The 22,525-nt window shown below is 48.9% G+C and carries 24 protein-coding genes; 10 read left to right on the top strand and 14 right to left on the bottom strand.

Annotated elements, in window-relative coordinates; genetic code table 11:
- Positions 1-268: 268 nt before the first annotated feature.
- Genes GA004_RS09440 through GA004_RS09420 form a run of 5 tightly spaced genes read left to right on the top strand, consistent with a single transcriptional unit; the run spans position 269 to position 4,847 of the window.
- Complete coding sequence (locus tag GA004_RS09440) at positions 269-1,036, top strand: DUF3450 family protein (RefSeq protein WP_283393607.1); 768 nt, start codon at positions 269-271, stop codon at positions 1,034-1,036.
- 41 nt (positions 1,037-1,077) lie between these two features.
- Positions 1,078-2,469, top strand: coding sequence for a MotA/TolQ/ExbB proton channel family protein (locus tag GA004_RS09435; RefSeq protein WP_283393606.1), 1,392 nt, complete (start codon positions 1,078-1,080; stop codon positions 2,467-2,469).
- Between the two features lie 58 nt (positions 2,470-2,527).
- Entirely contained in the window at positions 2,528-2,950 is a 423-nt protein-coding gene (locus tag GA004_RS09430; RefSeq protein ID WP_283393605.1) for an ExbD/TolR family protein, read from the top strand.
- Positions 2,951-2,983: 33 nt separating this feature from the next.
- A complete protein-coding gene (locus GA004_RS09425) occupies positions 2,984-3,409 on the top strand; it encodes an ExbD/TolR family protein (protein ID WP_283393604.1) in 426 nt (141 codons plus the stop codon).
- Between the two features lie 49 nt (positions 3,410-3,458).
- Positions 3,459-4,847, top strand: a complete 1,389-nt coding sequence (locus GA004_RS09420; RefSeq protein ID WP_283393603.1) for a tetratricopeptide repeat protein — start codon at positions 3,459-3,461, stop codon at positions 4,845-4,847.
- A 76-nt stretch (positions 4,848-4,923) separates the two neighbouring features.
- On the opposite strand, the gene uvrB is transcribed toward GA004_RS09420, so the two are convergent.
- The 9 genes from uvrB to GA004_RS09375 all read right to left on the bottom strand — a co-directional run bounded on the left by uvrB (position 4,924) and on the right by GA004_RS09375 (position 13,909).
- A complete protein-coding gene (gene uvrB / locus GA004_RS09415; RefSeq protein ID WP_343218846.1) occupies positions 4,924-6,936 on the bottom strand; it encodes an excinuclease ABC subunit UvrB in 2,013 nt (670 codons plus the stop codon).
- Between the two features lie 7 nt (positions 6,937-6,943).
- Positions 6,944-8,278: a dicarboxylate/amino acid:cation symporter gene (locus GA004_RS09410; RefSeq protein WP_283393601.1), complete on the bottom strand. Its 1,335-nt coding sequence runs from the start codon at positions 8,276-8,278 to the stop codon at positions 6,944-6,946.
- A gap of 127 nt (positions 8,279-8,405) precedes the next feature.
- The gene (locus GA004_RS09405; protein ID WP_283393600.1) at positions 8,406-9,107 is read right to left on the bottom strand and encodes an HAD family hydrolase; all 702 of its coding nucleotides are present in this window, start codon (positions 9,105-9,107) and stop codon (positions 8,406-8,408) included.
- Between the two features lie 6 nt (positions 9,108-9,113).
- Positions 9,114-10,514 carry a hypothetical protein gene (locus GA004_RS09400; protein ID WP_283393599.1) on the bottom strand — a complete coding sequence of 467 codons (1,401 nt, stop codon included), beginning with the start codon at positions 10,512-10,514 and terminating at the stop codon, positions 9,114-9,116.
- A 21-nt stretch (positions 10,515-10,535) separates the two neighbouring features.
- On the bottom strand, positions 10,536-11,132 hold the full coding sequence (gene cysC, locus GA004_RS09395) for an adenylyl-sulfate kinase (RefSeq protein ID WP_283393598.1): 597 nt from the start codon (positions 11,130-11,132) through the stop codon (positions 10,536-10,538).
- A 50-nt stretch (positions 11,133-11,182) separates the two neighbouring features.
- Positions 11,183-11,932, bottom strand: a complete 750-nt coding sequence (locus GA004_RS09390; protein WP_283393597.1) for a tetratricopeptide repeat protein — start codon at positions 11,930-11,932, stop codon at positions 11,183-11,185.
- Complete coding sequence (locus GA004_RS09385; protein WP_283393596.1) at positions 11,922-12,773, bottom strand: ABC transporter permease; 852 nt, start codon at positions 12,771-12,773, stop codon at positions 11,922-11,924. Before GA004_RS09385 ends, GA004_RS09390 begins: the two co-directional genes overlap by 11 nt.
- Positions 12,770-13,618: an ABC transporter ATP-binding protein gene (locus GA004_RS09380; protein WP_283393595.1), complete on the bottom strand. Its 849-nt coding sequence runs from the start codon at positions 13,616-13,618 to the stop codon at positions 12,770-12,772. The genes GA004_RS09385 and GA004_RS09380 overlap by 4 nt, the downstream gene beginning before the upstream one ends.
- A gap of 6 nt (positions 13,619-13,624) precedes the next feature.
- Entirely contained in the window at positions 13,625-13,909 is a 285-nt protein-coding gene (locus tag GA004_RS09375; RefSeq protein ID WP_283393594.1) for an acylphosphatase, read from the bottom strand.
- Positions 13,910-14,089: 180 nt separating this feature from the next.
- Here GA004_RS09375 and GA004_RS09370 point away from each other — a divergent pair, with 180 nt between their 5' ends.
- Positions 14,090-14,752: a hypothetical protein gene (locus GA004_RS09370; RefSeq protein ID WP_283393593.1), complete on the top strand. Its 663-nt coding sequence runs from the start codon at positions 14,090-14,092 to the stop codon at positions 14,750-14,752.
- A 37-nt stretch (positions 14,753-14,789) separates the two neighbouring features.
- Positions 14,790-15,602 carry a hypothetical protein gene (locus GA004_RS09365; RefSeq protein ID WP_283393592.1) on the top strand — a complete coding sequence of 271 codons (813 nt, stop codon included), beginning with the start codon at positions 14,790-14,792 and terminating at the stop codon, positions 15,600-15,602.
- 22 nt (positions 15,603-15,624) lie between these two features.
- Here the strand turns inward: GA004_RS09365 and GA004_RS09360 are convergent, their stop codons facing one another.
- Positions 15,625-15,939: a ribonuclease III domain-containing protein gene (locus GA004_RS09360; protein ID WP_283393591.1), complete on the bottom strand. Its 315-nt coding sequence runs from the start codon at positions 15,937-15,939 to the stop codon at positions 15,625-15,627.
- Between the two features lie 165 nt (positions 15,940-16,104).
- Here GA004_RS09360 and GA004_RS09355 point away from each other — a divergent pair, with 165 nt between their 5' ends.
- The gene (locus GA004_RS09355; RefSeq protein WP_283393590.1) at positions 16,105-17,457 is read left to right on the top strand and encodes a Gfo/Idh/MocA family protein; all 1,353 of its coding nucleotides are present in this window, start codon (positions 16,105-16,107) and stop codon (positions 17,455-17,457) included.
- Positions 17,458-17,567: 110 nt separating this feature from the next.
- Here GA004_RS09355 and GA004_RS09350 read toward each other — a convergent pair whose 3' ends face one another.
- From GA004_RS09350 to GA004_RS09340, 3 genes are all read right to left on the bottom strand, one after another.
- Positions 17,568-18,005, bottom strand: a complete 438-nt coding sequence (locus GA004_RS09350) for a hypothetical protein (RefSeq protein WP_283393589.1) — start codon at positions 18,003-18,005, stop codon at positions 17,568-17,570.
- A gap of 48 nt (positions 18,006-18,053) precedes the next feature.
- The gene (locus tag GA004_RS09345; protein ID WP_283393588.1) at positions 18,054-18,530 is read right to left on the bottom strand and encodes an NAD-binding protein; all 477 of its coding nucleotides are present in this window, start codon (positions 18,528-18,530) and stop codon (positions 18,054-18,056) included.
- Between the two features lie 75 nt (positions 18,531-18,605).
- Complete coding sequence (locus GA004_RS09340; RefSeq protein ID WP_283393587.1) at positions 18,606-18,947, bottom strand: NAD(P)-binding domain-containing protein; 342 nt, start codon at positions 18,945-18,947, stop codon at positions 18,606-18,608.
- Between the two features lie 245 nt (positions 18,948-19,192).
- Between GA004_RS09340 and GA004_RS09335 the strand changes: the two genes are divergently transcribed.
- Complete coding sequence (locus GA004_RS09335) at positions 19,193-20,617, top strand: alanine/glycine:cation symporter family protein (RefSeq protein ID WP_283393586.1); 1,425 nt, start codon at positions 19,193-19,195, stop codon at positions 20,615-20,617.
- An 87-nt stretch (positions 20,618-20,704) separates the two neighbouring features.
- On the opposite strand, the gene GA004_RS09330 is transcribed toward GA004_RS09335, so the two are convergent.
- Positions 20,705-21,493, bottom strand: coding sequence for a class I fructose-bisphosphate aldolase (locus GA004_RS09330; RefSeq protein WP_283393585.1), 789 nt, complete (start codon positions 21,491-21,493; stop codon positions 20,705-20,707).
- Positions 21,494-21,719: 226 nt separating this feature from the next.
- Between GA004_RS09330 and GA004_RS09325 the strand changes: the two genes are divergently transcribed.
- Positions 21,720-22,106, top strand: a complete 387-nt coding sequence (locus GA004_RS09325) for a formylglycine-generating enzyme family protein (RefSeq protein WP_283393584.1) — start codon at positions 21,720-21,722, stop codon at positions 22,104-22,106.
- Positions 22,107-22,525: the final 419 nt, after the last annotated feature.

Below are 22,525 nucleotides of genomic sequence, written 5' to 3'. Positions count from 1 at the left end.
TTTCTTCCCTTTAACAGCACTGTTTTGATAACCGCCGCTCATGTCCCACAACCCTAAGAGTTCGAAGATGAGAGAACCCGTAAGCTCTATCTGAATTTCCCAAATTCTTTGGGGCTAGACAGAAGTTATTTCCAATCCTCAATTGGCCCTACAAACCCATTAATCACAGAAGACCTTCATAATCAAATGCGCCAAAGCGGCACCGAGACCTGTGCCCCCCGCCACCACCCTTTCGCTATCTAGAACTTACGACAAAAGAGAATAGACAATGACTAAGATCAAAGTGTTACCATTAATCGCAGCAGGATTTGCTCTCGCAAGTTCCAGTGCATTAATTTCAGCTCCTGAACTCGGCCAAACACGAGCAACGCTCAAGGAATGGGTTGAACTGAAGAAACTTGTCTCGGAAGAAAAGAGCCGATGGACCGTTGAGAAGCAGACGCTAAACGAGTCAATCGATCTTCTAACGCAGGAAATAGAGAAGCTCGATGAGCAGATCGTAAGCATGCAGGAAGAGGCCGACGCGGCACAGCTAGAGCGTCAGTCCCTCAACAATGAAGATGATGAGCTCAGGGCCGCCTCCGCAGTCGTCAAGCAAATCGCGACCGATCTGGAGTCTCAAGTAATCGGGCTCGTGGATTACTTTCCTGAGTCACTTAAAGATAAACTAAAGCTTTTGACTGAGAGAATTCCCAAAAATGCGAAAGCAGCTGACTCGGTCGGCCTTTCAACACGCCTTCAGTACGTCATTGGTATCCTGAGCGAGATCGAAAAATTCAACAAACAGATTACTGTTGAAGAAACCATGCAGCAAATTGGCGACTCAGATGTGGCGGTTAAGACTCTCTACATCGGCTTGGCCGTAGCTTACTATGTTGATGGCACACGCACACAGGCCGGTATCCTACGTCCAGCAAAAGGGGGATGGGAGAAAGAGAGACGCGATGAAATGGCGGAGCAAATCGCTACCGCAATCGGAGTATACGAGAGAGAAGAAACAGCTCAATTCGTGAACTTGCCAATTAACGTCAACTAACTGAGCGGGAACCAAAGAAACTCATCAATATTTCTAAGCACATGAAAGCGATTAAATTAATATCAATAGCATTAGCGCTCACCAGCGGCTTCTCGCTACTCGCTCAACCAAAGTTCGCCGACATCGCCTTGCAGGCCAAATCGGAAGTCGAAGCAGCGGAGAGGGAGCTCGCCGATCTTCGTAGTGACATTGCAGACCAGAAAGTACCTATCTCCATTCGCTTGACCGAACTGGAAAGCCAGGTTCAGGAGACGCGTTCCGAGTTCGAGCAGGTAGTCAGCGCAGCGGAAAACCGCCAAGTCGGTCTCAGCACGTTGCAAGATCGCGTTGAAGCGCGTCGAGACGAGAATATTTATCTAAAGAACTTGATGTCTAGTTACATCAAGCAGTTCAGCACTCGTATCGACGAATCAGAGCTCCAGTCTCAAGAGGCCATTATCTCGGAAGCAGAGCAAATTCTCGAATCGAGCACGGCAACGGACGCTGAAAAGTTCGAGACTCAAATCAAGGTTCTCCAGGCATCCATCTCGCGAATCGAGAACATTATTGGAGGTCACAAATTCTCCGGAACCGCCCTTGGTGCAGATGACCGCGCCGTTGAAGGGAACTTCATCCTTGTAGGTCCTTACGCTTATTTCGGCGATGGCGGCACCAATGTTGGCTTTTCCCAAGGTCGTCCGAATGCGGCCTACCCACTCGTAAAGAGTGACGGTCTCGCTCCAGAGATCATTGCATCTATCAATGAGGTCACAAGCACGGGAGAAGGAGCGCTACCCGTCGACGCAACCGAGGGCGACGCCTTCAAGCTTGCGGAACTCGAGGAGACTCCAATTGAACACGCACTCAAGGGGGGAACCACCATTTACATTATTCTGCTCCTTGCCTTCTGCGCACTGATGGTGGCGATCTTCAAGCTCTTCGAAATTTCTTCGGTAAAACGTCCGAAATCTGGAGCGCTGCAACAGATCCTCGATAACTTGAATTCGGGCAAAAAACAGGAAGCACTCGAAATTGCCAATTCGGTTGATGGTCCTTTCGGAGATCTCCTCGTTGCCGGTGTCGAACACCACGACGAAGAAAAGGAACTTCTAGAGGAAGTGCTTTATGAAAGACTGCTTGCGGCTCAACCAAAGCTCGAAAGATTCCTTGCATTCATCGCCCTAACAGCTGGTGCCGCCCCACTCTTGGGTCTGCTCGGTACTGTCACCGGTATGATCAAAACCTTTAAATTGATTACCGTATTTGGTACCGGTGACGCCGCCTCGCTGTCATCTGGTATTTCCGAAGCGCTGATCACTACGGAATACGGACTGTATGTCGCTATTCCTTCTCTGCTCGCACAGGCACTGCTAACACGTATGGCCAAGGGTAAGCTGGGTGAAATGGAGCAAGCCTCTGTGGCGTTCGTGAACGGCCTAAGCAAGAAAAGCTAGGCCGGCCAGGATCACCACAGTTGAACAAAGATATATAGTTTGAAGGAACTGAAGTCTCATGGGAAAGAATAAGAAAGCGCTTTCGGCCAGTGATGATGTTGAAGATATCAATATCTCGCCGCTGATTGATATGGTTTTCATTCTCTTGATCTTCTTCATCGTCACGACGGTTTTTGTCGAGGAGCCTGGAGTGGATGTGATCAAGCCTGTCGCTTACAACGCCAAGGACTTGCCAAAGAACTGTATCCTAATCGGCGTTACCGAATCGGACAATGTGTTTTACGGTGGCGAGGAAGTTGGATTAAGCGGTATCCGCGTCAAAGTCCGGCGCATGATCAAAGAGAACAGAGATTACCCGGTCATTATCCAAGCAGATGTTGGTGCGACTAATGGGACGATCGCTCGCCTGATCGATGAATGCAAACTGGCTGAGGTTCCTGCTGGCAATATTCACGTTTCAATGGAGAAGCTCAACAACTAGTCAATCGAGGACATTTGCTAGCATCCCCCAACTATGAGAAACAGAAAACATTTTAACGAGAACGACGAGATGACTGACATCAACATCTCGCCGTTGATCGACATGGTTTTCATCCTTTTGATCTTCTTCATCGTCACAACGGTTTTTGTTGAAGAGGAAGGAATGGCAACCAATACGCCGGATCCATCGCCCCAAACAGATCCTCCCGATGAGGAAAAGGTGCGTCTCACTCTGCTGATCAAGTCCAATGGAGAAGTCTTTTCAAAATTAGGAAACGTCCAAAAAAATATCGGCCTCGGGGGCGTTCGCGCCCTTGTTCAACAGGAGATGCAGCGCGAGGTATATCCAATTCTCGTCAATGTGGAAAAGGACTCTCGGATAGGCACCTACGTTACAGTACATGACACCTGCATGTTGGCGGGGGCCGAAGGAATCACAATGAAAGTGGTACAGGAATAGCACTCATTCCCTGACCAATTTAAATCTCAACTTTACGAATAAATATACAATGACTAAGAGCAAATCACTCAAATTGGCTTTTGCCGGTCTACTTTGTGCAACTGGGTTCGCTTCCCTTTCTGCCCAACTCGTTTACGACGCAGAGAAATTCTGGAGCCAGACCCACATTCGGGAAGCATACATAGGCAATTACGAGCTCAACGTTAAGACGGAGCCGAAACTAACAGAAGCGGAGCAAGAAGTTTTCCGAGAAATTCTCGAGGTTATGAAAACGGACAAGGATACCGCGCTTCAAATGATGTTGTCCAACATCACCACGGAATCCAGTGGAGCCTTAGAATTTATTGCTGGTAGCCTGTATGGGGAACGTGGCGACATTGACAATGCCATGGTCTATTTCAAAAAGGCGATCGACAAGTATCCAGGGTTTTTACGGGCTCGCAAGAATCTCGCCATAATGCTCGTACAGAAGGCGGAGTTTGCTGAAGCCATCCCCCATTTCGTAAGGGCAATCGATCTAGGAGCTCGGGACAGCGTAACTTTTGGACTGCTTGGCCTATGCTACGTCAACGGCTCGCAGTTTATATCAGCTGAAACAGCCTACCGCGAAGCGATCCTCCTCAACTCTGAAACTAAGGATTGGCAGTTGGGCCTCGCGAAGGCTCTACTGAATCAAAAGAAATATCAGGAGGCAATCGCTGTTCTCGAAGAGATTCTTCTCAAGGAACCCGAAAACGAGCTGATCTGGATTAGCCAGGCTAATGCCTATCTCGGTATCGACGATGCGGAAACCGCAGTAGCCATCCAAGAAATCGTGGATCGCCTCGGTAAATCGACCGCAGATTCACTTGAGTTCATGGGCAACATTTACATGTCTCGCAATCTGACCGACCTCGCTTTGAAGTATTACCGAAAGGCGATCGCCAAGGATCCAAAACGTTCCGTCAAGACTCACGTTGACACTGCCGACATCCTAGTCGGACGTGGAGCCTTCGAAGAAGCGAGAGTTCTGATAGCCGATATTCGCGAGGCCTACAGCGAACGCGTCGACAAGAATCAAGACACACGGTTACTCAGGATGGAGTCGCACATTGCAATGAACGATGGAAAGACCGATGTGTTCATTCCTATTCTAGAGAAGCTTATCCAAAACGATCCGCTCGATGGAGACTCTCTCATGATGCTCGCGGACCACTACACGTCCCAGGACACCATCGAAGGATACGCTCGGGCAGATCTATTTTATGAGCGCGTCGTTAAGATCGAAGAGGTTGAAGTAAAAGGATTGATTGCTTGGGCCCGTTCTTACGTAGCTCGTGAGCAGTATGGAAAAGCGATTCCACACTTAGAGCGTGCTAATACGCTGGATCCAAGGGACTTCATTGGCCGCTATCTCGAGCAAGTACGCAAAGTTCACCTCGCCAACATCGGCTTGTAAGAACTCAGCGTCTCAAAAATTTCTAGCAGGAGTTTCGGCTCCTGCTTTTTTGTGTCTATTTTGGTAGATGAGGTTCTCAGCGTCTACCTCCGTAAGAACGAGCACGCCCTCTTGGCTTAGCGTTTTTTCCGAACTCGCCTGAACGAAGTGCATCAATCTGGTCTCTTAGCAGCGCCGCCCTCTCAAATTCTAACTTTGCAGCCGCTTCATCCATCTCCTTCGTTAGTTCGTCGATAACGGCTTCAACGTCATCGTCCTCACCCACTAATAAAATTGAGTCTTCTTCTTCGCTCACATGCAGACTCTCCTGCACGGGTCTCACTACACTTTTCGGGGTGATACCGTAACGCTCATTGTGCTCAATTTGCTTTGCTCTTCTGGATTCCGTAACCTCAACCGTTCTTCGAATCGAATTCGTCATTACATCGGCGTAAAGAATGACGCGTCCTTTTTCGTGTCGGGCCGCCCTTCCTGCCGTCTGTACAAGACTGGTTTCACTACGAAGAAACCCTTCCTTGTCTGCATCGAGAATGGCCACGAGAGCAACCTCAGGCAAATCAAGTCCTTCTCGGAGAAGATTGATGCCAACGAGAACGTCAAAGTCACCAGCCCGCAATCTACGAAGTATTTCAACGCGCTCGATAGCGTCGATATCTGAATGCAGGTACTCGACCCGGATGTCTCGATCCCGTAGGTAGGATGTGATATCCTCGGACAGCCGCTTCGTTAGAGTGGTCACTAAAATACGCTCGTGCGATTCAATGGCTCGATTCACTTCCCCGATGAGATTTTCGACCTGTCCTTTCGTACTGCGAATCTCAACTACAGGGTCGAGCAGGCCAGTGGGGCGGATCACTTGCTCCGCAATCACGGCGCTCTTTTCCAATTCGAACTTAGCCGGAGTTGCGGAAACAAAAATCGTGGTGCCCGTAACCTCGATAAACTCGTCAAAGTTCATGGGGCGATTGTCTAAGGCCGATGGAAGGCGAAAACCATGCTCGACAAGGGTTGTCTTTCGAGACCGGTCTCCCGCGTACATGGCGCCTATTTGCGGGATGGACACATGGCTCTCATCTACGAACAACAGGAAGTCCTTGTCGAAAAAGTCGATCAGGCAAGAAGGCCGTTCTCCTGTTTTACGCCCAGACAGCTGCATCGAGTAATTCTCAATACCATTGCAGAAACCAACCTCTTTCAGCATTTCTAAATCATAGTTGGTTCGCATGCTGATTCGCTGTGCTTCCAAAAGCTTGCCTTCGTTTTCGAACGTGCCCACGCGATCTTTCAACTCAGACTTTATGGCGCCGATCGCGTTCTCAATTTTCGCGCTCGTCGTAACGAACTGGTTAGCGGGATATAAGTTAAACTGGTCAAGTTTACGTATCTCCGAGCCAGTTGTGGGATCAAACTCCGAAAGCCCTTCGATTTCATCGCCCCAAAACTCAACCCGCAACCCCTTCTCCAAATACGCAGGCATCACATCAACCACGTCTCCTCGAACGCGAAATCGTCCTCGACTCAAATCAATGTCGTTTCGCTCGTATTGAATTTCAATCAATCGATTCAAAAAGATGTCTCTGCCAAGCTCCTCTCCAATTTGCAGGGGGATCATCAATTCCTGAAAATCCTCAGGCGAGCCGAGACCATATATGCAGGAAACACTCGCCACTACGATAACGTCCCTGCGACTAATCAGGCTACTCGTTGCCGATATCCTTAATCGATCGATTTCATCGTTAATCGAGGAATCTTTTTCTATGAATGTATCAGTTGAAGGTACATAGGCCTCGGGCTGATAGTAGTCGTAGTAGCTTACAAAGTACTCGACTGCATTGTTTGGGAAAAAGCTTTTAAATTCTGAATACAATTGAGCAGCCAGAGTCTTGTTGTGGGATATGATCAGTGCCGGTCGCTCAGTCTGAGCAATGACATTGGCCATACTAAAAGTTTTCCCCGAACCGGTGACGCCCAAAAGCGTCTGGTACCGGTTCCCCTTTTCAAGTGAAGTAACTAATTGATCGATCGCCTGGGGCTGGTCCCCTGTTGGTACATAGTCTGAATTGAGATCGAAGAGCTTCCCTATTCCCATCACTTCCTTAGCTAGCGATCTCGTCTTCAACCGGGCGATTGAATACTTTCTTGTCGAGCTGCCCTTCAGAGTTCGCAACGATACAGGTGATCGCAGTATCCCCAGTAATGTTTACCGCCGTCCGAATCATATCGAGCAAACGGTCGATCCCGATAATCAATCCGATTTTGTCAGGGGGAAGTCCAACGAGGCCAAGAACCATAGTCAGCATCACCAGACCGGCACTGGGTACCCCAGCGGTACCGATTGATGCCATAGTCGCAGCCAATATCACCGTTAAATATTGTGTGATCGACAGATCGATTCCGGATATTTGCGCAATGAAGACGGTTGCGACTCCTTGCATAATGGCTGTGCCATCCATGTTTATCGTCGCCCCTAGCGGTACCGTGAAAGAAGCAACCTTGTTGTGGGCCCCCAGTCGTTCCTCAGCGGCTCGAAGCGTTACGGGAATCGTTGCATTGCTGCTGGCTGTGCTGAAAGCGAATAGCTGGACATTCCGCAGCTTCTTGAAAAAGACAAGCGGATTTAAACCCGTGAAGATCTTAAGCATCGTTGGGTATACAACAAAGGCGTGGATCAATAGCACAATCGCTACTAGGATAAAATACTTTGCCAAAGCAAAAATGGTGCCGAAGCCTTCTTGAGCAAAAACTTGAGCAATTTTGGCAAACACCCCAAAAGGGGCCATCAACATCACGATGATCACGAGTTTCATGATCACTTCGTTCATATCTTTGAAGAAGTTCAAAACCCGTTGGCCATGTTCGCCCGATACAACCAATGCAATCCCAAATACAAGCGACGCCGCGATTATCTGCAGCATGTTCCCATCTACGAATGAAGCCCCCACATTGCGCGGGAAGATGTCGATAAAGACGTTTAGAAGCGATTTTGTCTCTCCAGGGACATAACCCTCCATTTCAATTTCCCCTACACCCAATCCAGGTTTTATGAGGAGAGCCGCGACAATCGCGATACTGATGGCGATTCCCGTTGTGGCGAGATACAGTAGAAGCGTTTTCAATCCGACCGTGCCTAGTTTTCTGACATCGTCCATAGCTGCCGTGCCACAAACGAGCGAGACGAACACCAGGGGAACGACCAAAGCCGTCAAGCTTCGAATGAAAGCTTCGCTCAGAAACTGGAAAAAACCGTTGATAACGTAATCCGATAGAAAGCTGTGCTCGAGAACTGGACGATTCTTGCTGTCCAGGATCGCTTTCCCCGTTTCTGGATTCACCGCAAACTCTACAAACTGGGAAAGCAGCAGTCCGGTGAGCGCTCCTCCAATCATGGCAATGAGGATGTAACGGGTTAGTTTGATTTTGTGTAGATCCATAAGCTTGGTCGTTCTAGGATTTATGAGAATAGCACTAAAGCGGATTGATTCTCATTTAACAACCCTCCAAAATCGTTGTTGGAAAAATCGTGCCGATGCGAATCCGATAAATCACATCCCCTATTCGCTATTTCGACTCTACGGTCGCTAGAATTTCCTCTAAAGAAACTTCCTCGAAGCTGCCTTTAACCAGAGAAGCGCCACATTGCTTCATCATGACGCAGTTGTTTGTCGTTGTGAGCCCAATCACCGTCATGCCACCGGCGAGTCCCGCTTCTACGCCGCTCACTGAATCTTCAAAAACAACGCATCGGTTTGGAGGAACCTTGATCAATACAGCCGCTTTCAAAAACACTTCCGGATCGGGCTTGCCTCTTGAAACATCTGCAGCCGCAACGATTTCATGGAAAAGGCCCTCTATTCCGGCGCCAGACATAACCGCCTCAATGTTCTCCCGCGGGGTCGATGAGCCCACGGCAAAAGGAAACCCTTCCTTAATTAAGGACTCCACAAAATTACGGACTCCAGGGAGGGGGTCAATCCCTGTCTCTTGAATAATATCGCGATAGTGGACTTCCTTCTGCTTTCCGAGTCTTTCTATTTCGGAGGGGTCGTTCGACCACTTCAGAATATCCGGTATAATAAGCTGGTTTCGTTTTCCAAAACCGAGCTTGAAATGACCTTCAAAAAGCGGAAGCCCTTCTTGGGCTGCTAGCCGTTCCCAACTCTCTTCGTGCTGGGCAGATGAATCTACTACGACCCCGTCCCAATCAAAGATGAACCCAATTTCTACATTATCTGATCGCGACATGTCATACAACGCTTTCATTAGGACCTAGATCCCGACAATTTTCAAAAACGCATCCCTTAATCCTACCCAGAAGCGTACGGGTCCGGATGCTTCACCCTTCGAGATTTCCTGGCAAAAAAAGGTTCCCTCCCCTCTAAACATATCGTCGAACAAGGGATTGAATCCCCTAAAGTAGGCCCAAAAGGCTTCCGCTCGCGCGGCGCCAAACTCCAAGTCCGGAGTAAAGCCGATCGTTGAGTCCTGGTTCGCCCGGCGACCTTTGCCATCGGTGGACAAAATTCGCTCCGAACGAACCCCACGAATGCCAGAAACCACCATTCGACAAGGTCCTACAAACTCGAAATAGCGGAACTGCAAAGTCATCCAAGCTTGAGCCCGGTCAAAGCTCCACCTGCGACGGATGGAAACGGGTGCCGTGCCCGACCCAATGAGTCCGACTAGGTGGCTAGGTCTCAATATCAAGGATCCATTTTCGGGTATCTCCACCAAGCTTAACTCCATATCTGGCTTGTTTTGAGTGGAGGCAGTAATTGCTCCATTCATCGAAGCATTTTCTGAGGCGAACTCTACCAACTCAATCAGTCCTGCCGCCAAACAGGTAATCGGTATCTGCCAATTCAATACAAACCGTGTCCTTCTCGCCAGACTTTCATCAGAAGCCTGCAAGTAGGATTCCTTAATCCAAGCTTGCTCTCCTTCTCTAACTTTCAGGGAAACAGACACTCCGCTGTCGAGAATCATTGGAACCGGCAATTGTTTATCAGAAAATTTTACAGGCCGTACCCAGTGGAAAATCGGAGCGATAATATAAAAGGCTATCAATTTAAGCACAATCGGTCCGGCAATCACTACGGTCAGCGCGATTGGCAGGTAGACCTTAATTACATTCCAAGAATTGTCGATGTACCGGACCATCTCCGAGGAGCTCGACTCCAAAGAGGCGATCTTTTCCTCCAACGAACGCACTTCATCGGAGAGATTGGTCCGGTCAACTCTCAGGCTAGCATACTTAACTCTCAGCGACTCGATAAGAGGCCCGAGCTGAGAGCTCTCGTTCTTCGCCAGAGCGAGCTCATTGTCGACTTTCTTCTTCTCGCTCTCAGACAAAAAGAGATATTCCAATTTGGAGAGGAATCCCTCTAGTCTCTCAACAAGTTCATTGGCTAGTTTAAGCTTTTCGCGAGCTTCGTTCAGCTCATTTGTGATAAATAGAATTTCCGTATGCGCATTCTCCAGTTTTTCATAGGCAACCTGTCCCATTTCTTGGGCTTCCTGAAGCTTCGCCATTCGCTCGCGGTCTGCTCGAATACTATCACCAACATATAAATACAGGGCGAATGCTCCGACCGCTACCGCAGTCGCGATCAATAAAACCGCTACCTTGCTCAACAACCATTTACCGATTTTGAGAAGGTATAGTGTCATCCTATCGTATTGCTTGTCGCTTTAGATTTCAATGAGTGGCGACACAAATTGAAACAGCAACTCAAGCGACTCCTCTACAGACTGTGCCTCCGTATCAATAACCAAGTCCGAATCTGGGGGTTCTTCAAATCCAGAGTCCTTTCCCGTAAACAGAGGCACTAGACCTTTGTCCGCCTTCGCATATAGGCCTTTCACATCTCGCTTCATACAGGTTTCGAATGAGGCCTTAACATACACTTCAATCAAATTCTCCTTGCCAATAGTCTCCCGAGCCATCTTTCGAAGATCAGCGTTGGGAGTGATAAAGGAATTGATCGAAATGACCCCCGCATCAACGAACAGCTTAGAAACTTCAGCGATTCGACGAATGTTCTCTCTTCGATCCTCATCTGAGAAGCTGAGGCCGCTGTTCAGTCCTGTACGGATGTTATCTCCATCTAATACATAGACTAAACGTTTCTGTGAGAAGAGCTTCTTCTCTAATGCGGTCGCTAGAGTGCTTTTACCCGAGCCCGACAAACCGCACATCCAAATTACTTTTGCGGATTGGCCTACCAGAGACTCGCGGTCACTCTGCTTCAGGAGCCGATCGGAAATGGGATATAAATTGTCGCTCATTGAAAATGAATTGAGATTAAGGACAGGTATTAAGCAAGAAAAGTCAGGAATCAGTGACCTAGTTCTCTGCGCAAGTTTCGTATTCGATCGGCGACGACAGGCTTCATCGCTTCTATAGAATCTTCGGAAAGTGTCTCGTAGTGCGTTTCTAGGAGTTTTAGTGCCTTTTCTTTCCGATCAAGTTTCACGAGTAGCTCCCCGTACACCCTGTAGACGTAGAAAGGTGGGCTTTCTGCCCGAATCGCCTGTTCGAATCGCCCCACGGCTCCTTCCAGATCATTTGCCTTTCGCCAGAGAATCATTGCTTCTTCGATATAGATCTTCGGGTTTTGCTCGTGGTAAACTCTGCTCCCCTCCAGGAATCCGAGCGCCCTGTTCGCAAATTGGCTCGCAATCGCCCTTCTTTCAGCCGACTCGACCTGTAAATCTGTATTATCGATTCCAATGACCCATGTAGGCATGTCATTGGCTATGATTCGCGATCCATTAAGCCAGAAAAGCTCAGGTCTAGGATCAATACTGGTGGCAAAGGCTAGCTTTCCAAGCGTTCCAACGAGATCTCGCTGCTCCCAATTCTGGTTCATTGCAAGCCACACCAAATTGGCCGCTACCGATCGATAGCCACCCAGGATAGCGACCGATAACCCTTGCCCAAACTGGGAATCGAGATTTCGCAGCGTCTCAACCTCTGAATTTTGACCTAGTCTTTCCGCGATCGATTGGTCAAGGGGAGCAACAGCCCAACCGATCAAGAGAGCCAGTCCAGCACAAATGGGTATAATGGATCTATTAGAGCTCACGTCGGTTGAAGCTGGCGGAAGCGACCGCTAAATAGAAACTTGAATACAGAAAAGCATAGACGAACAGTTTTAAGTATAGCGAGCTTGGCAATGACTCGCCCAACGCCAACTTTTCGCCGATATCAAACAAATGAAAGTTGGGCAAAGCGAAACTGGCGAGCGCGTAAACAGATTTCAAAATCAAGTTGTCTACTACTCCCCTTGCTTCTGTAGCAATGTGTTGTAACTGTCCCGCGATCCAAACCAGCACTCCCATAACCATCGCGAAGAGTGATGACGTTGCGTAGGTGGAGAACAGGATGACCACGGCACACAGGATTCCGATGCGAAAAACCTGAACGACCGAGAACCAGACAATCTCTCCATACTGGACGATCCTCCTTCCACCCTCGAAATCATCAGGATACTCCGCCAGGATGCTCGTTTCGCGAAACCAAAGCGCAAAAACGAGGCAAACGCTGAGCATTCCAAGAAAGCACGTCACCGTGGCCCAAGAGCCGAGGAATTTCCCCAGGACAAATTCTGAGCGGTGGATCGGTTTAGCCAGCAAGGTGAGTGCGGTGCGATGTTCAATCTCTCCGTTGAAAAGCTGGGCTGTTACAATCACCGCCAGTGCAGAGCCAAAGACGGTCATCCCGCCAAAACCGAAGTCGGCAATGAACTTCAGTTCCGATGAACCAAAATTGAACTCGCAAAAAAGAAAGGAACTCGCGAGTGTGCACATGGCGAGAGTCGTCATGGCGATAAACAGCTTCGTTCGCACCGCCTCGCGGAAGGTGTTCAATCCAATCGTGACTACACGAGAAGTGGACCAGCTTAACCTTTTGGTGGATTCGCTCACCTTTCCTCCTTCTTGTTCGCAAGTTCCAAAAACAGTTCTTCCAAGCTTCTCGAAGGAGATGAGACCAACCCCCCATGTTCTTTAGCCAATTGTTCGATGGAGCCTCTTAATATACTGGAAACTTGGTCAATACGCATAGAGGAACAATCCTCTTCCTGAATTAACGTATCCACGCTGCCTTCGATAAGCAACCTTCCCCGTCCCATTATCGCCACTCGATCACAGACACTCTCAACCTGCGAAAGAAGATGGGAACAGAGCAACACCGTCTTTCCTTCCTTCTTAAGCTCAAGGATAAGCGATGCGATTTCGGCTGCACCTACCGGATCCACTCCCGCAGTAGGCTCATCAAGTACGAGCAAATCGGGATCGCCAACCAAGGCTTGAGCCAGACCGATGCGCTGCAGCATGCCTTTGGAGTATCCGCCTACTCTTCTATCACCCGCGTCTTCAAGACCCACCCGATTTAGCAAATACTCTATTCTCCCCTGTATCTTTTCTTTGGGTACATTAGACAAGCATCCAAAATATTTCAGCAGTTCCCTACCCGTTAGGAATCTTTGAAAGTAAGGGGCTTCTGGCAGATAGCCAACATTAGTCCGAGCGGCGGGGTTAGTGCTAGGGATCCCGAGAACTTCACATTCCCCAACGCTTGGCTGCACCAGACCAAGAGCGATCTTGATCGTTGTGCTTTTCCCGGAACCATTGGGGCCCAAAAGCCCGTAAATGGAATTTCGATGAATCTCCAAAGACAGATCATCAACGGCTCTTAGCCGCTTGCTAGAGCCTGAAACGCGAAAGTCTTTCGTCAGGCCTCTGATCGCAATCGCTGGGGTCATAACCATAGGTGGCTACTTGATACTGAACTCCTTGTAAAGGCGAACTCGTTTCCCTGTTCTGCACTCGGTCCTTCGGATGTAGGAATCAAGCTCACTTAAAATCTCGCCTAAAAATCGTTGGCACTCTCCTTCGGTCCCTTCTGCCTCGAGCTCCACTCGTCCGTCCGTAAGGTTACGGACGTGACCCGTGACGTCGAATCCCTTGGCCAGCTGCTTCGTGGCATAACGAAAACCCACACCCTGTACATGGCCTGAAAAACGGGCGGAAAGATGGAAAATATTCTCTGAAAATTCCATAAGTCACTAATGTTTAACCAAAAACGTAATTTGCCAATCGTAAATATCCTAAGTATGCGCAATTACAATTATTGGCTAACCGTGCCTACACGCATTCGCACAGATTTTTGGACATTTCGTTTGCAAATGAAAATTTTCGATCCTAGTTTTACCCTGTTTTAAAAAGCTTGTTAATCAAATATGTCCCATTTCGAATCCGAAAGCAACCCTGACAGCGAGTGGGACGACAGTTGGGAGTCCGTATGGAACGAGCATGACTGGGAAGTCTATTTGGCCAATGAGAAAGATCAGGTACGCAGGTACCAGAAACTCTACAACAAGCTAGCCCGAAACCAGAATCGAATTGACGAAGTGGCCCTTTTTATGGGTTGGGATACGAACGCCGACCCTCAAGATCAAGAGGTCGCAGACAATGGGATTGAGGCGTTTTCGGATCAGCCGTACACATTGCACAAGCATCCCCTTTACATCGCTAGCAAAGCGCTGCATAACTGTTTAACCGAAAGATGGTCCCAACATGTCTCCCTTTGCTCCGAGCAGATCTCACCTGTCTCCGCTTTGAAGATTCAAAAAACGATCTCCAGTTCAGAGCAATACGGCTTACTCGCGGTAACCGCTTTGGATCTCGGCGACTATGCGCTTGCGACGGCCTACTGTAAACGCGGGTTGAGCCAGATCAACAAACTCCTTTCTCAGTTGAATGAATTCGAAACGAAGAACATCGCTCCGCTAAACGCATTTTCGAAACATGCGAAGATTCGACTGTTCGATATTCGGGAAATCTGGCTTCGAGTAATGTCAGATTGCCGCACTGCCGTAGCGCGACGTTTCGAAGAAGAATAAAACGGCATCCCAGCGAAGCCATCCTCCCTCCTGAAACATGATTTCCATCAAAAGCGTCACCTCCAATAAAGACCTGCCACATCATGGCCTCAGTCGTCGCAGCATTCGAAGCTTGCTGAAAAAAGGTGGGTCCCAAAATGCCTGTGCCTTCACTCAAGCGGCCATCTGCTACTTGGACTTTCTCTCTGAGTACTTCTACTTGACCGGTTATTCGGACGAGGAAGAGCGACTCAATATCATTCAGTCAACCTTGCGCGACTGCTGGAAGTATGCCCCCTACATACGGAGAGTTTCCGATTTTGAGCGCTTCCTGGGCGTCCTTCTGGAAAAGAGAAGCTTTCCTCTCTCGCCGGAATTCGAATTCCCCCACGAAAAGCTCGGTCAGCTGAACCACACCCAAAGATTCCTTCTTGTCGCTCGAACGTTTCAGAATTGGTCCTATCGAGGGATGCACTTGGCCACACGCATCAAAAAGCACGAGATCACGAGCGCTTTGACCGAATTGAAATGCATTCTTACAGGATTTGAGCAGCAATCCCTTAAGACTTCGCAAAAGATCCTTCTCTTAAGCGTGAACGATTTGCTTGAAGGCAAATTGAAGCCTCGTGAGTCAATGACCATTGAGAAAGAATTGATCGAGCAACCGTTGATTAGACAATTCAAGGCTGACTGGCTCAGTTACCGCTGCGAATTGGCAGAATTCAAGCAGCAAGCGTGTTTCGAACAATCAGTTATTGACTCGTTCAAAGAGCGTCTCATCGAAAAATTTCAAATAGTGCCGATCAACCAGCCCAACTTTCGCGACAACTTGATCAACCAGTTTTCCTTCACGCGAATTCCAACCGGTTGATCCGGAAAGCCCTGGAACCATATTATTTTCGGTCTCGATAGCTGCGAGTCCTTTTTACCAGGTTACGTCGCTGCTTTTTGAATACAGGCAAAATTTCTCGTTGAATATAGTCAAAAGCCGCTGGCAATCCTTCTGCCGCGTACACTTTGCCTATTCTAGCCTCAACTATCGTCGGCTCTCCAATGCATGCGAGAAACTGATTGGAAGTCAAACTAGTGAAAACCTCAATCCGGTTACCCGGCTCAATTTCCTTCTGATCCAGAATCCACTCCCGAGCAAACAAAGCAAGTACCGCATCTCCCACCCATGCTTTAGTGCGTTTTTCCGTTTCATCCATGAAACGAAAGCAAGACTCCTAAAGATTCTCACCTCAATACTTTTTCAGGTAATCAAGAAGCGACAAAGACGAGTGCCGTATAATGACGTCCCCTTGCCCATAATTGGGGGAACTGATAGGAATATCGTTGTTGATCTATAGCGGAAAGCTACTGACAATCGTCTTATGAATCGTCGTCGTTTTCTTAAGTCCAGTTCCGCTGGATTCGCCCTCTCTGCTCTTAACTTGCCAAAGTTTGCGAACGCCGCTGGCATAGCCCCCAAGCGTGTCGGCCTGATCGGCACAGGATGGTACGGGAAATGCGATCTTCTTCGGCTGATTCAAGTTGCTCCGATCGAGGTAGTATCGCTCTGTGATGTCGACAGCCAAATGCTATCGGAGGCAGCCGATATCGTTGCTTCACGCCAACTCTCGAAGAAAAGGCCGCGAACTTACGGCGACTACCGAGAGATGCTAAAGGAAAAGGACTTGGACATTGTCCTCATCGACACTCCCGACCACTGGCATGCGTTGCCCATGATTGACGCCGTTAAAGCAGGTGCCGATGTCTATGTTCAAAAACCAACCGGTGTGGATGTGGTCGAAAGCCAGGCTATGCTTGCCGCCGCTCGAAAATACGGACGCGTGGTCCAAGTCGGCACCCAACGCCGCAGCACTCCGCACCTGGTCGAGGCCCGTGAGCTCATACAGGAAGGGAAACTAGGAAGGATCGCCTATGTTGAGCTTTGCTGCTATTACCATATGCGGGCCAAGGGAAACCCACCCGACACCAATCCCCCCAGTCACCTCGATTATGAGATGTGGACAGGTCCTGCACCTATGCGCCCTTACAATAGCTTTGTCCATCCTCGTAAATGGAGAGCGTTCATGGAATATGGTAACGGAATTGTTGGCGACATGTGTGTTCACATGTTAGATACAGCACGCTGGATGATGGATCGCGGTTGGCCAACGAAAATCAGTTCTTCTGGCGGTATATTTGTGGATAAAGACAGCAAGGCCAACATCACGGACACCCAGACCGCCACCTTCGACTATGGAGATATGCAAATGGTTTGGAATCATAGATCATGGGGAACCGCTCCCGACCCAGATTATCCATGGGCGGTAATCTTTTACGGAGAAAAAGGTACACTCAAGGCCAGTGTTCACAAGTACGACTTCATTCCGCAGGACAAGAATCAAAAACCTATCCATAAGGACGTCGCCTTCGAACTTGAACAATACCCAGAGGACAAAACGGAAAAGGGGCTTGAAAAGCATGTCGCCCCCGCCATCCGAGGCCACATGAAGGATTTTCTATCATGTATTGAGACTCGAGACAAACCGGTGGCGGACATTGAGCAAGGACATATCTCAAGCACATCCTGCATCCTCGCGAACCTGGCCATGCAATTGGGTCGCACTCTAGAATGGGAACCGATTAGCCACACGGTACGTGGAGACCACGAAGCAAACACCCTACTGGCTCGACCTTATCGCTCTCCCTGGATACACCCGGATCCAGAGAGCGTGTAGTCATCTAGTGGCTGGGTACTAAGTCGCCTTGTGCCGTGGCTACCATCAAAATTCTAGCCTTACTAATCTCGTAGCCAAGCCGTAACAACGGCGTGGATCCCAACCTTCTGCTACCCCGCAATCTCTTGCTGATGGAAAATCGTCCAGTCGTCAGCGTTGTTCAAGTTAACCGCATCCCGAAAGGCACAATTCTCGTCTGTCAATCCAACTGAGCCAAAAATCTCCTCTCGGGTCTCATCAGTATGGATGTATCCAGTCACAGCGGCATTGTGAGCATCAACGTCAGAATTAGGATCCATATTTTCCTTCACCCAAGCCTCGAACCCGAAATAGCTCGGCTTGTTCGTGTTGACGTAATTAAGCGTCGCCTCTCTAACCAAACCTAGAGCATCCAGTGTCATTTGATCGTACCCTGCTCCACAAGCTAGATATTCGTCGTGCAACTTGCCAACGGCACCAAGAGACATTTTTTGCCAAAAACGTGGAAGATGGAGAAGGCCAAGCGGACCCGCGACTCCTGAACTGATGGTAGGAACTATCATACTCATATTCTTTGATATTGGGGTTTATGGTTGTATAGAAAATCCTAGTTTGAATCACTTACTTTGACGACCAGGGAAGGTCAATTCGGCGATGCCTGACTTGTCGAGTTCTCCTAAACCTTCAGTCGTCATAAGGTCATATTGCGCTTTCGTGGCATGGTTAAACGGGAGCTTTAAATTCATTTCACTCGCCAAGCCCTGAGCTATGCCCGAATCTTTGGCTGCATGCGATGCGGAGAACCGGCAATCGTGATCCCGGGCGATCATATCTTCGGAGTCGGTTTCAAGCACGCGGGAATTGGCACCGGTTTGGGAAAATACCTCACAGATCATCTCTAGATCATGACCAAGGGCACTTGAGAGGCCCAGTCCCTCCGTGAGACCAGCCGTGTTGATGTTCATGACCATATTCACAAGTGCTTTAACCTCAGCGGCACGTCCTGTGCCACCTTCAATGAACCTCAGTTTAACACTCAAATCCTCCAGTAACGTCTGACAATTCTGATAAGCGTCCGAATCTCCGGATAGCATGAGATATAACTGTCCTTCCCTTGCATGGCTGATACTCGATGCCATGCATGCCTCAAGTGTTTTCGCCCCTTCAGCTTAAGCCGCATTCGCCACTTCTCTATGAATAGCTGGAGACAAGGTTGCGCAGTTGATGAAGGTTTTTCCCGCCGCGGCCACTAGTAAGTCGTTCTCTCCTTCCAGAAAAATTGACCGCATGGCCGCATCATCCGTTACTACGGTCAAAACGATATCGGAATGAGCGGTGACCGCAGCCAGCGAATCAAACGACTGGCTCCCGAGCTCTTCCGCCAAACTAGCCGCCATCACCCGATCAATATCATAGATTGCGGACACGTTGTAGTTGCAATCTAATTTCAAGTGTCGAGCCATGTTTGCACCCATCCGGCCCACTCCAACAAATCCAATTTTTGCACTCATCCAATGTCTAACGATAATTTTTGTTCTAGATGGTTCTCATCCATCCCGAACATGAAGCTGGACTAATTACGTTACCCATTTTAATTCTTCTGCCAAGTATAGAGATGGTGTTCGACAAGACTGTGGATTCATTGCAAAACCCTGTTCATGTAGGCTGCGGCTGATTTCCTGAAAGGCTCAAAGCAAGCTCCTTGGACTCTTTAAACGCAAAATCACTGTAACAGTAAAATCAGGCCATACCTATCTTGGAAAATCTAATCAACGCTCTCGTAAGCTACATCTGGAGCTACTGGCTGGTCGGTCTTTGTCTCGCAGCAGGGCTCTACTTCTCGGTTACAACTCGATTCTTACAGATCCGACACATCAAAGACATGGCCCGGTATTTGTTCACCGGCCACGAATCTGCTCGCGGTCTTTCTTCTTTCCAGGCCTTCGCTCTCGCCGTCTCAGGACGGGTTGGAACGGGAAACATTGCTGGAGTCGCCACTGCAATTGCGATCGGAGGTCCAGGGGCTATTTTCTGGATGTGGGCGATTGCCTTCCTCGGTGCGGGTTCTGCGTTCGCAGAGAGTACCCTCGCTCAGATCTATAAAGTCGAGATCGATGGACAGTATCGAGGAGGTCCAGCCTACTACATCGAAAAGGGTTTAAAACAGAAATGGTACGCCGTTCTCTTCGCAGTATCCACAATTTTAGGAACAGGACTATTTCTACCAGGAGTTCAATCCAACAGTATCGGCTTGGCGGTTGAGAATACGTTTGGAATTGGCACGAATACTAGCGGCATCGTTGTCGTAGTCCTACTGGGTTTAGTCATTTTCGGAGGCTTCAAACGGATTGGTCACGTGGCGCAATGGCTGGTACCTTTTATGGCAGCTGGTTATATGTTGGTAGCCATTTTGGTAATCATCACCAATATCGGAAAACTCCCAGAAGTCTTCTCTCTCATTTTTAAGAGTGCATTCGCTGCGGAACCGGCATTCGGAGGAATGCTGGGGATGGCCATTTCTTGGGGAGTAAAAAGAGGGATTTATTCAAATGAGGCAGGACAAGGTACGGGTCCGATGGCAGCGGCTACCGCCGAAGTCAGCCACCCGGCAAAGCAAGGCCTCGTACAGGCATTTTCTGTCTACTTCGACACTTGGTTCGTCTGCACGGCCACCGCATTGATGATTCTCATTACCGGAGCCTACAATGTTGTAGACCCAAGTGGAGGATTCATCGTGGAGAACCTTCCAGGCACCGACTACGGACCAGCCTTCACCCAGGCTGCGGTCGATACGTTTATACCCGGATTTGGGGGCGCGTTTGTCGCTGTCGCTCTCTTTTTCTTTGCCTTTACCACACTAATGGCATATTACTATTTTACTGAGACGAACGTAGCCTACCTTTGGACCAATCACGATCATCGAGTGAAAGCCATTTTCGTTGTTCGTATCCTATTTCTGGTCTTCATTTTCTTTGGAACCTTGCGCAGCGCCTCACTAGCTTGGGCTCTAGGAGACATCGGTGTCGGCCTCATGGCCTGGCTCAATATCATCGCCATCCTATTGCTAAGCCGACCTGCACTCAAATGCCTCCGTGATTACGAAACACAAAAAAAGCAGGGAAAAAATCCTGTTTTTAAAGCGGCCGATATTGATGTTTCAAACACTGACTTATGGAAGTAGTCTGCAAATGTGAAGCGAGAAAAGACTAGCCCCTATCGCTCATTTTATAGATGACTCTGATCCAATCGTCTTGGCTAATTTCAATTTCTAAAGTAAACTCAACGACGCATCTACGGTAGACTCGTCATGCACAATAGCTTGCAGTGCGGCTGCTACAGCGGCGGGCTTCGCATGCTGCCACACATTTCGGCCTACAGCAATTCCGCTCGCACCCGCATCCATCGCGTTTTTAACCATCGTTAGCAAAGCAGTGTCATCCCCCATTGCGGCTCCACCCAGGACTACCACAGGAACGAGTGCGGCCTCGACTATAGACCTAAAATCGTCCACAGTGCCGTTCGTCGGATACGCTGTTTTTACGACGTCCGCTCCTAGCTCCGCCGCAAGCCTCACCGCAAATCCGATATTCTCTACGGTATATTCTTCTGGTCGCCCAATGTTAAACGGCAGCGCCTCCAGGATCACCGGGATACCGTACTCGCGACCTTCGCTAATGACCGCCGCACATTCACGGAAGTTGTCAGACTCACGACGATGATGCAAATAAAGCATATTCATCATCGCATGAGCTCCTAAAGCCTCAGCATCTTCCCCCGTGTAGAGCCGATAGGATCCATCATCCTCATTTCCTGGATACGTTGGCTTATAACCGTCCGTTCGAAGACACACCCCACTATTCGAAAGCGAATCTCTACACGCCTCAGCGACTCCGTAGTTGACCACATATCCATCTACGTGCCTGTCAACTTGCTCAATTAACTCAATCGGCTTGCACAGCAGGCCGTCAATAGGTATCACGGTTCCGTGATCGATCGGTAGAATAACAGTCTTGCTATCCTCATTGAAAAATTGGCTTAGATTTTCCGACTTCGACATAATCGAGAAAGTTAGAACCCAATTACGAAAGCACAACTCTCAATCTAGGGTTGATCACTATTGCAACTAGAAATTCTTTCTAATTGTCTGACACTTGCGTTAATTGAAACGGGGCAAGAGGTTGAGCATTTGCCAGAGTTACTATTAACCATAAATTAGGTCGTGAAAAATCTCTTCCGCGGTACTAAGGCGGACGATACTTTTTTGCCATCTCCCGATCGTAACCTTGTTGCACGGAAGAGAGCCGATTGGGAAATCCATCGTTATAGAGGATCTGGAACTGGAGTTCATTCAAGTTAAAGCAGGGAGCTTCACAATGGATAGCCTTCCCAGCGAACCACAGCGCTACAAGGCAGAGGGTCCAAGAATGGAGGTCACCATTAGCCACTGGTTTTGGCTGGGTAAGACGGAAGTTACCCAAGCCCAATACGAAGCAATCGTGGGCGTTAATCCAAGCCGCATCGAAGAAGTGGGTCCAACCGCTCCTGTCGAAGAGGTTTCATGGGATGATGCGATGAAGTTCTGTAAAATGCTCACTTTCCGGGAAAAGGAGGAGAGCCGACTGCCAAAGGGCTACGAATACACCCTTCCCACCGACGCCCAGTGGGAATAAGCCTGACGGGCGGGCACGACTAGTGACTACGCCGGAAATCTCGCCTCAATGGGATGGTCCAATGGCAACAGCAAAGGAACGACTCACCAAGTCGCCCAGCCCAAACCCAACCTATGGGGATTTTATGATATGTCCGGCAATATGCTTGAATAGTGCCTTGACTGGTACGGCGATTACCCTGGTGGGAAAGTGAAAATCCGAAAGGTCCCTCACATGGATAATTCAGAAAAGCACTCGCGGTAGTTGTTCTATGGATATCCGTATCGGTCGCTCTGCCGCACGCGCAGGTGGGTCCCAAGGAAGACGCGACTACACCATGGGATTTCGCCTCGCCCTGAGTCGTGTCGAGAAATAAGGATCCTAGGTAGGGAGCCCCGGCCCGGTCCTCCGATTTACAGAACCCTTGGAGGACCGAGCCA

Source organism: Candidatus Pelagisphaera phototrophica (assembly GCF_014529625.1).
GTDB classification, from domain to species: Bacteria; Verrucomicrobiota; Verrucomicrobiia; order Opitutales; family Opitutaceae; genus Pelagisphaera; species Pelagisphaera phototrophica.
This window is presented reverse-complemented; position numbering and strand designations above follow the sequence as displayed.

What these genes read in the sequence shown, in the direction of transcription:
- GA004_RS09425 (WP_283393604.1), top strand. Translation starts at nt 2,984, where the DNA reads ATGAGAAACAGAAAACATTTTAACGAGAACGACGAGATGACTGACATC.
- GA004_RS09400 (WP_283393599.1), bottom strand. Translation starts at nt 10,514, where the DNA reads ATGACACTATACCTTCTCAAAATCGGTAAATGGTTGTTGAGCAAGGTA.
- GA004_RS09350 (WP_283393589.1), bottom strand. Translation starts at nt 18,005, where the DNA reads ATGAGTATGATAGTTCCTACCATCAGTTCAGGAGTCGCGGGTCCGCTT.
- GA004_RS09360 (WP_283393591.1), bottom strand. Translation starts at nt 15,939, where the DNA reads ATGGATGAAACGGAAAAACGCACTAAAGCATGGGTGGGAGATGCGGTA.
- cysC (WP_283393598.1), bottom strand. Translation starts at nt 11,132, where the DNA reads ATGAGCGACAATTTATATCCCATTTCCGATCGGCTCCTGAAGCAGAGT.
- uvrB (WP_343218846.1), bottom strand. Translation starts at nt 6,936, where the DNA reads ATGGGAATAGGGAAGCTCTTCGATCTCAATTCAGACTATGTACCAACA.
- GA004_RS09340 (WP_283393587.1), bottom strand. Translation starts at nt 18,947, where the DNA reads ATGAGTGCAAAAATTGGATTTGTTGGAGTGGGCCGGATGGGTGCAAAC.
- GA004_RS09330 (WP_283393585.1), bottom strand. Translation starts at nt 21,493, where the DNA reads ATGTCGAAGTCGGAAAATCTAAGCCAATTTTTCAATGAGGATAGCAAG.
- GA004_RS09420 (WP_283393603.1), top strand. Translation starts at nt 3,459, where the DNA reads ATGACTAAGAGCAAATCACTCAAATTGGCTTTTGCCGGTCTACTTTGT.
- GA004_RS09410 (WP_283393601.1), bottom strand. Translation starts at nt 8,278, where the DNA reads ATGGATCTACACAAAATCAAACTAACCCGTTACATCCTCATTGCCATG.
- GA004_RS09405 (WP_283393600.1), bottom strand. Translation starts at nt 9,107, where the DNA reads ATGAAAGCGTTGTATGACATGTCGCGATCAGATAATGTAGAAATTGGG.
- GA004_RS09380 (WP_283393595.1), bottom strand. Translation starts at nt 13,618, where the DNA reads ATGGTTATGACCCCAGCGATTGCGATCAGAGGCCTGACGAAAGACTTT.
- GA004_RS09355 (WP_283393590.1), top strand. Translation starts at nt 16,105, where the DNA reads ATGAATCGTCGTCGTTTTCTTAAGTCCAGTTCCGCTGGATTCGCCCTC.
- GA004_RS09375 (WP_283393594.1), bottom strand. Translation starts at nt 13,909, where the DNA reads ATGGAATTTTCAGAGAATATTTTCCATCTTTCCGCCCGTTTTTCAGGC.
- GA004_RS09430 (WP_283393605.1), top strand. Translation starts at nt 2,528, where the DNA reads ATGGGAAAGAATAAGAAAGCGCTTTCGGCCAGTGATGATGTTGAAGAT.
- GA004_RS09365 (WP_283393592.1), top strand. Translation starts at nt 14,790, where the DNA reads ATGATTTCCATCAAAAGCGTCACCTCCAATAAAGACCTGCCACATCAT.
- GA004_RS09435 (WP_283393606.1), top strand. Translation starts at nt 1,078, where the DNA reads ATGAAAGCGATTAAATTAATATCAATAGCATTAGCGCTCACCAGCGGC.
- GA004_RS09370 (WP_283393593.1), top strand. Translation starts at nt 14,090, where the DNA reads ATGTCCCATTTCGAATCCGAAAGCAACCCTGACAGCGAGTGGGACGAC.
- GA004_RS09345 (WP_283393588.1), bottom strand. Translation starts at nt 18,530, where the DNA reads ATGCTATCCGGAGATTCGGACGCTTATCAGAATTGTCAGACGTTACTG.
- GA004_RS09440 (WP_283393607.1), top strand. Translation starts at nt 269, where the DNA reads ATGACTAAGATCAAAGTGTTACCATTAATCGCAGCAGGATTTGCTCTC.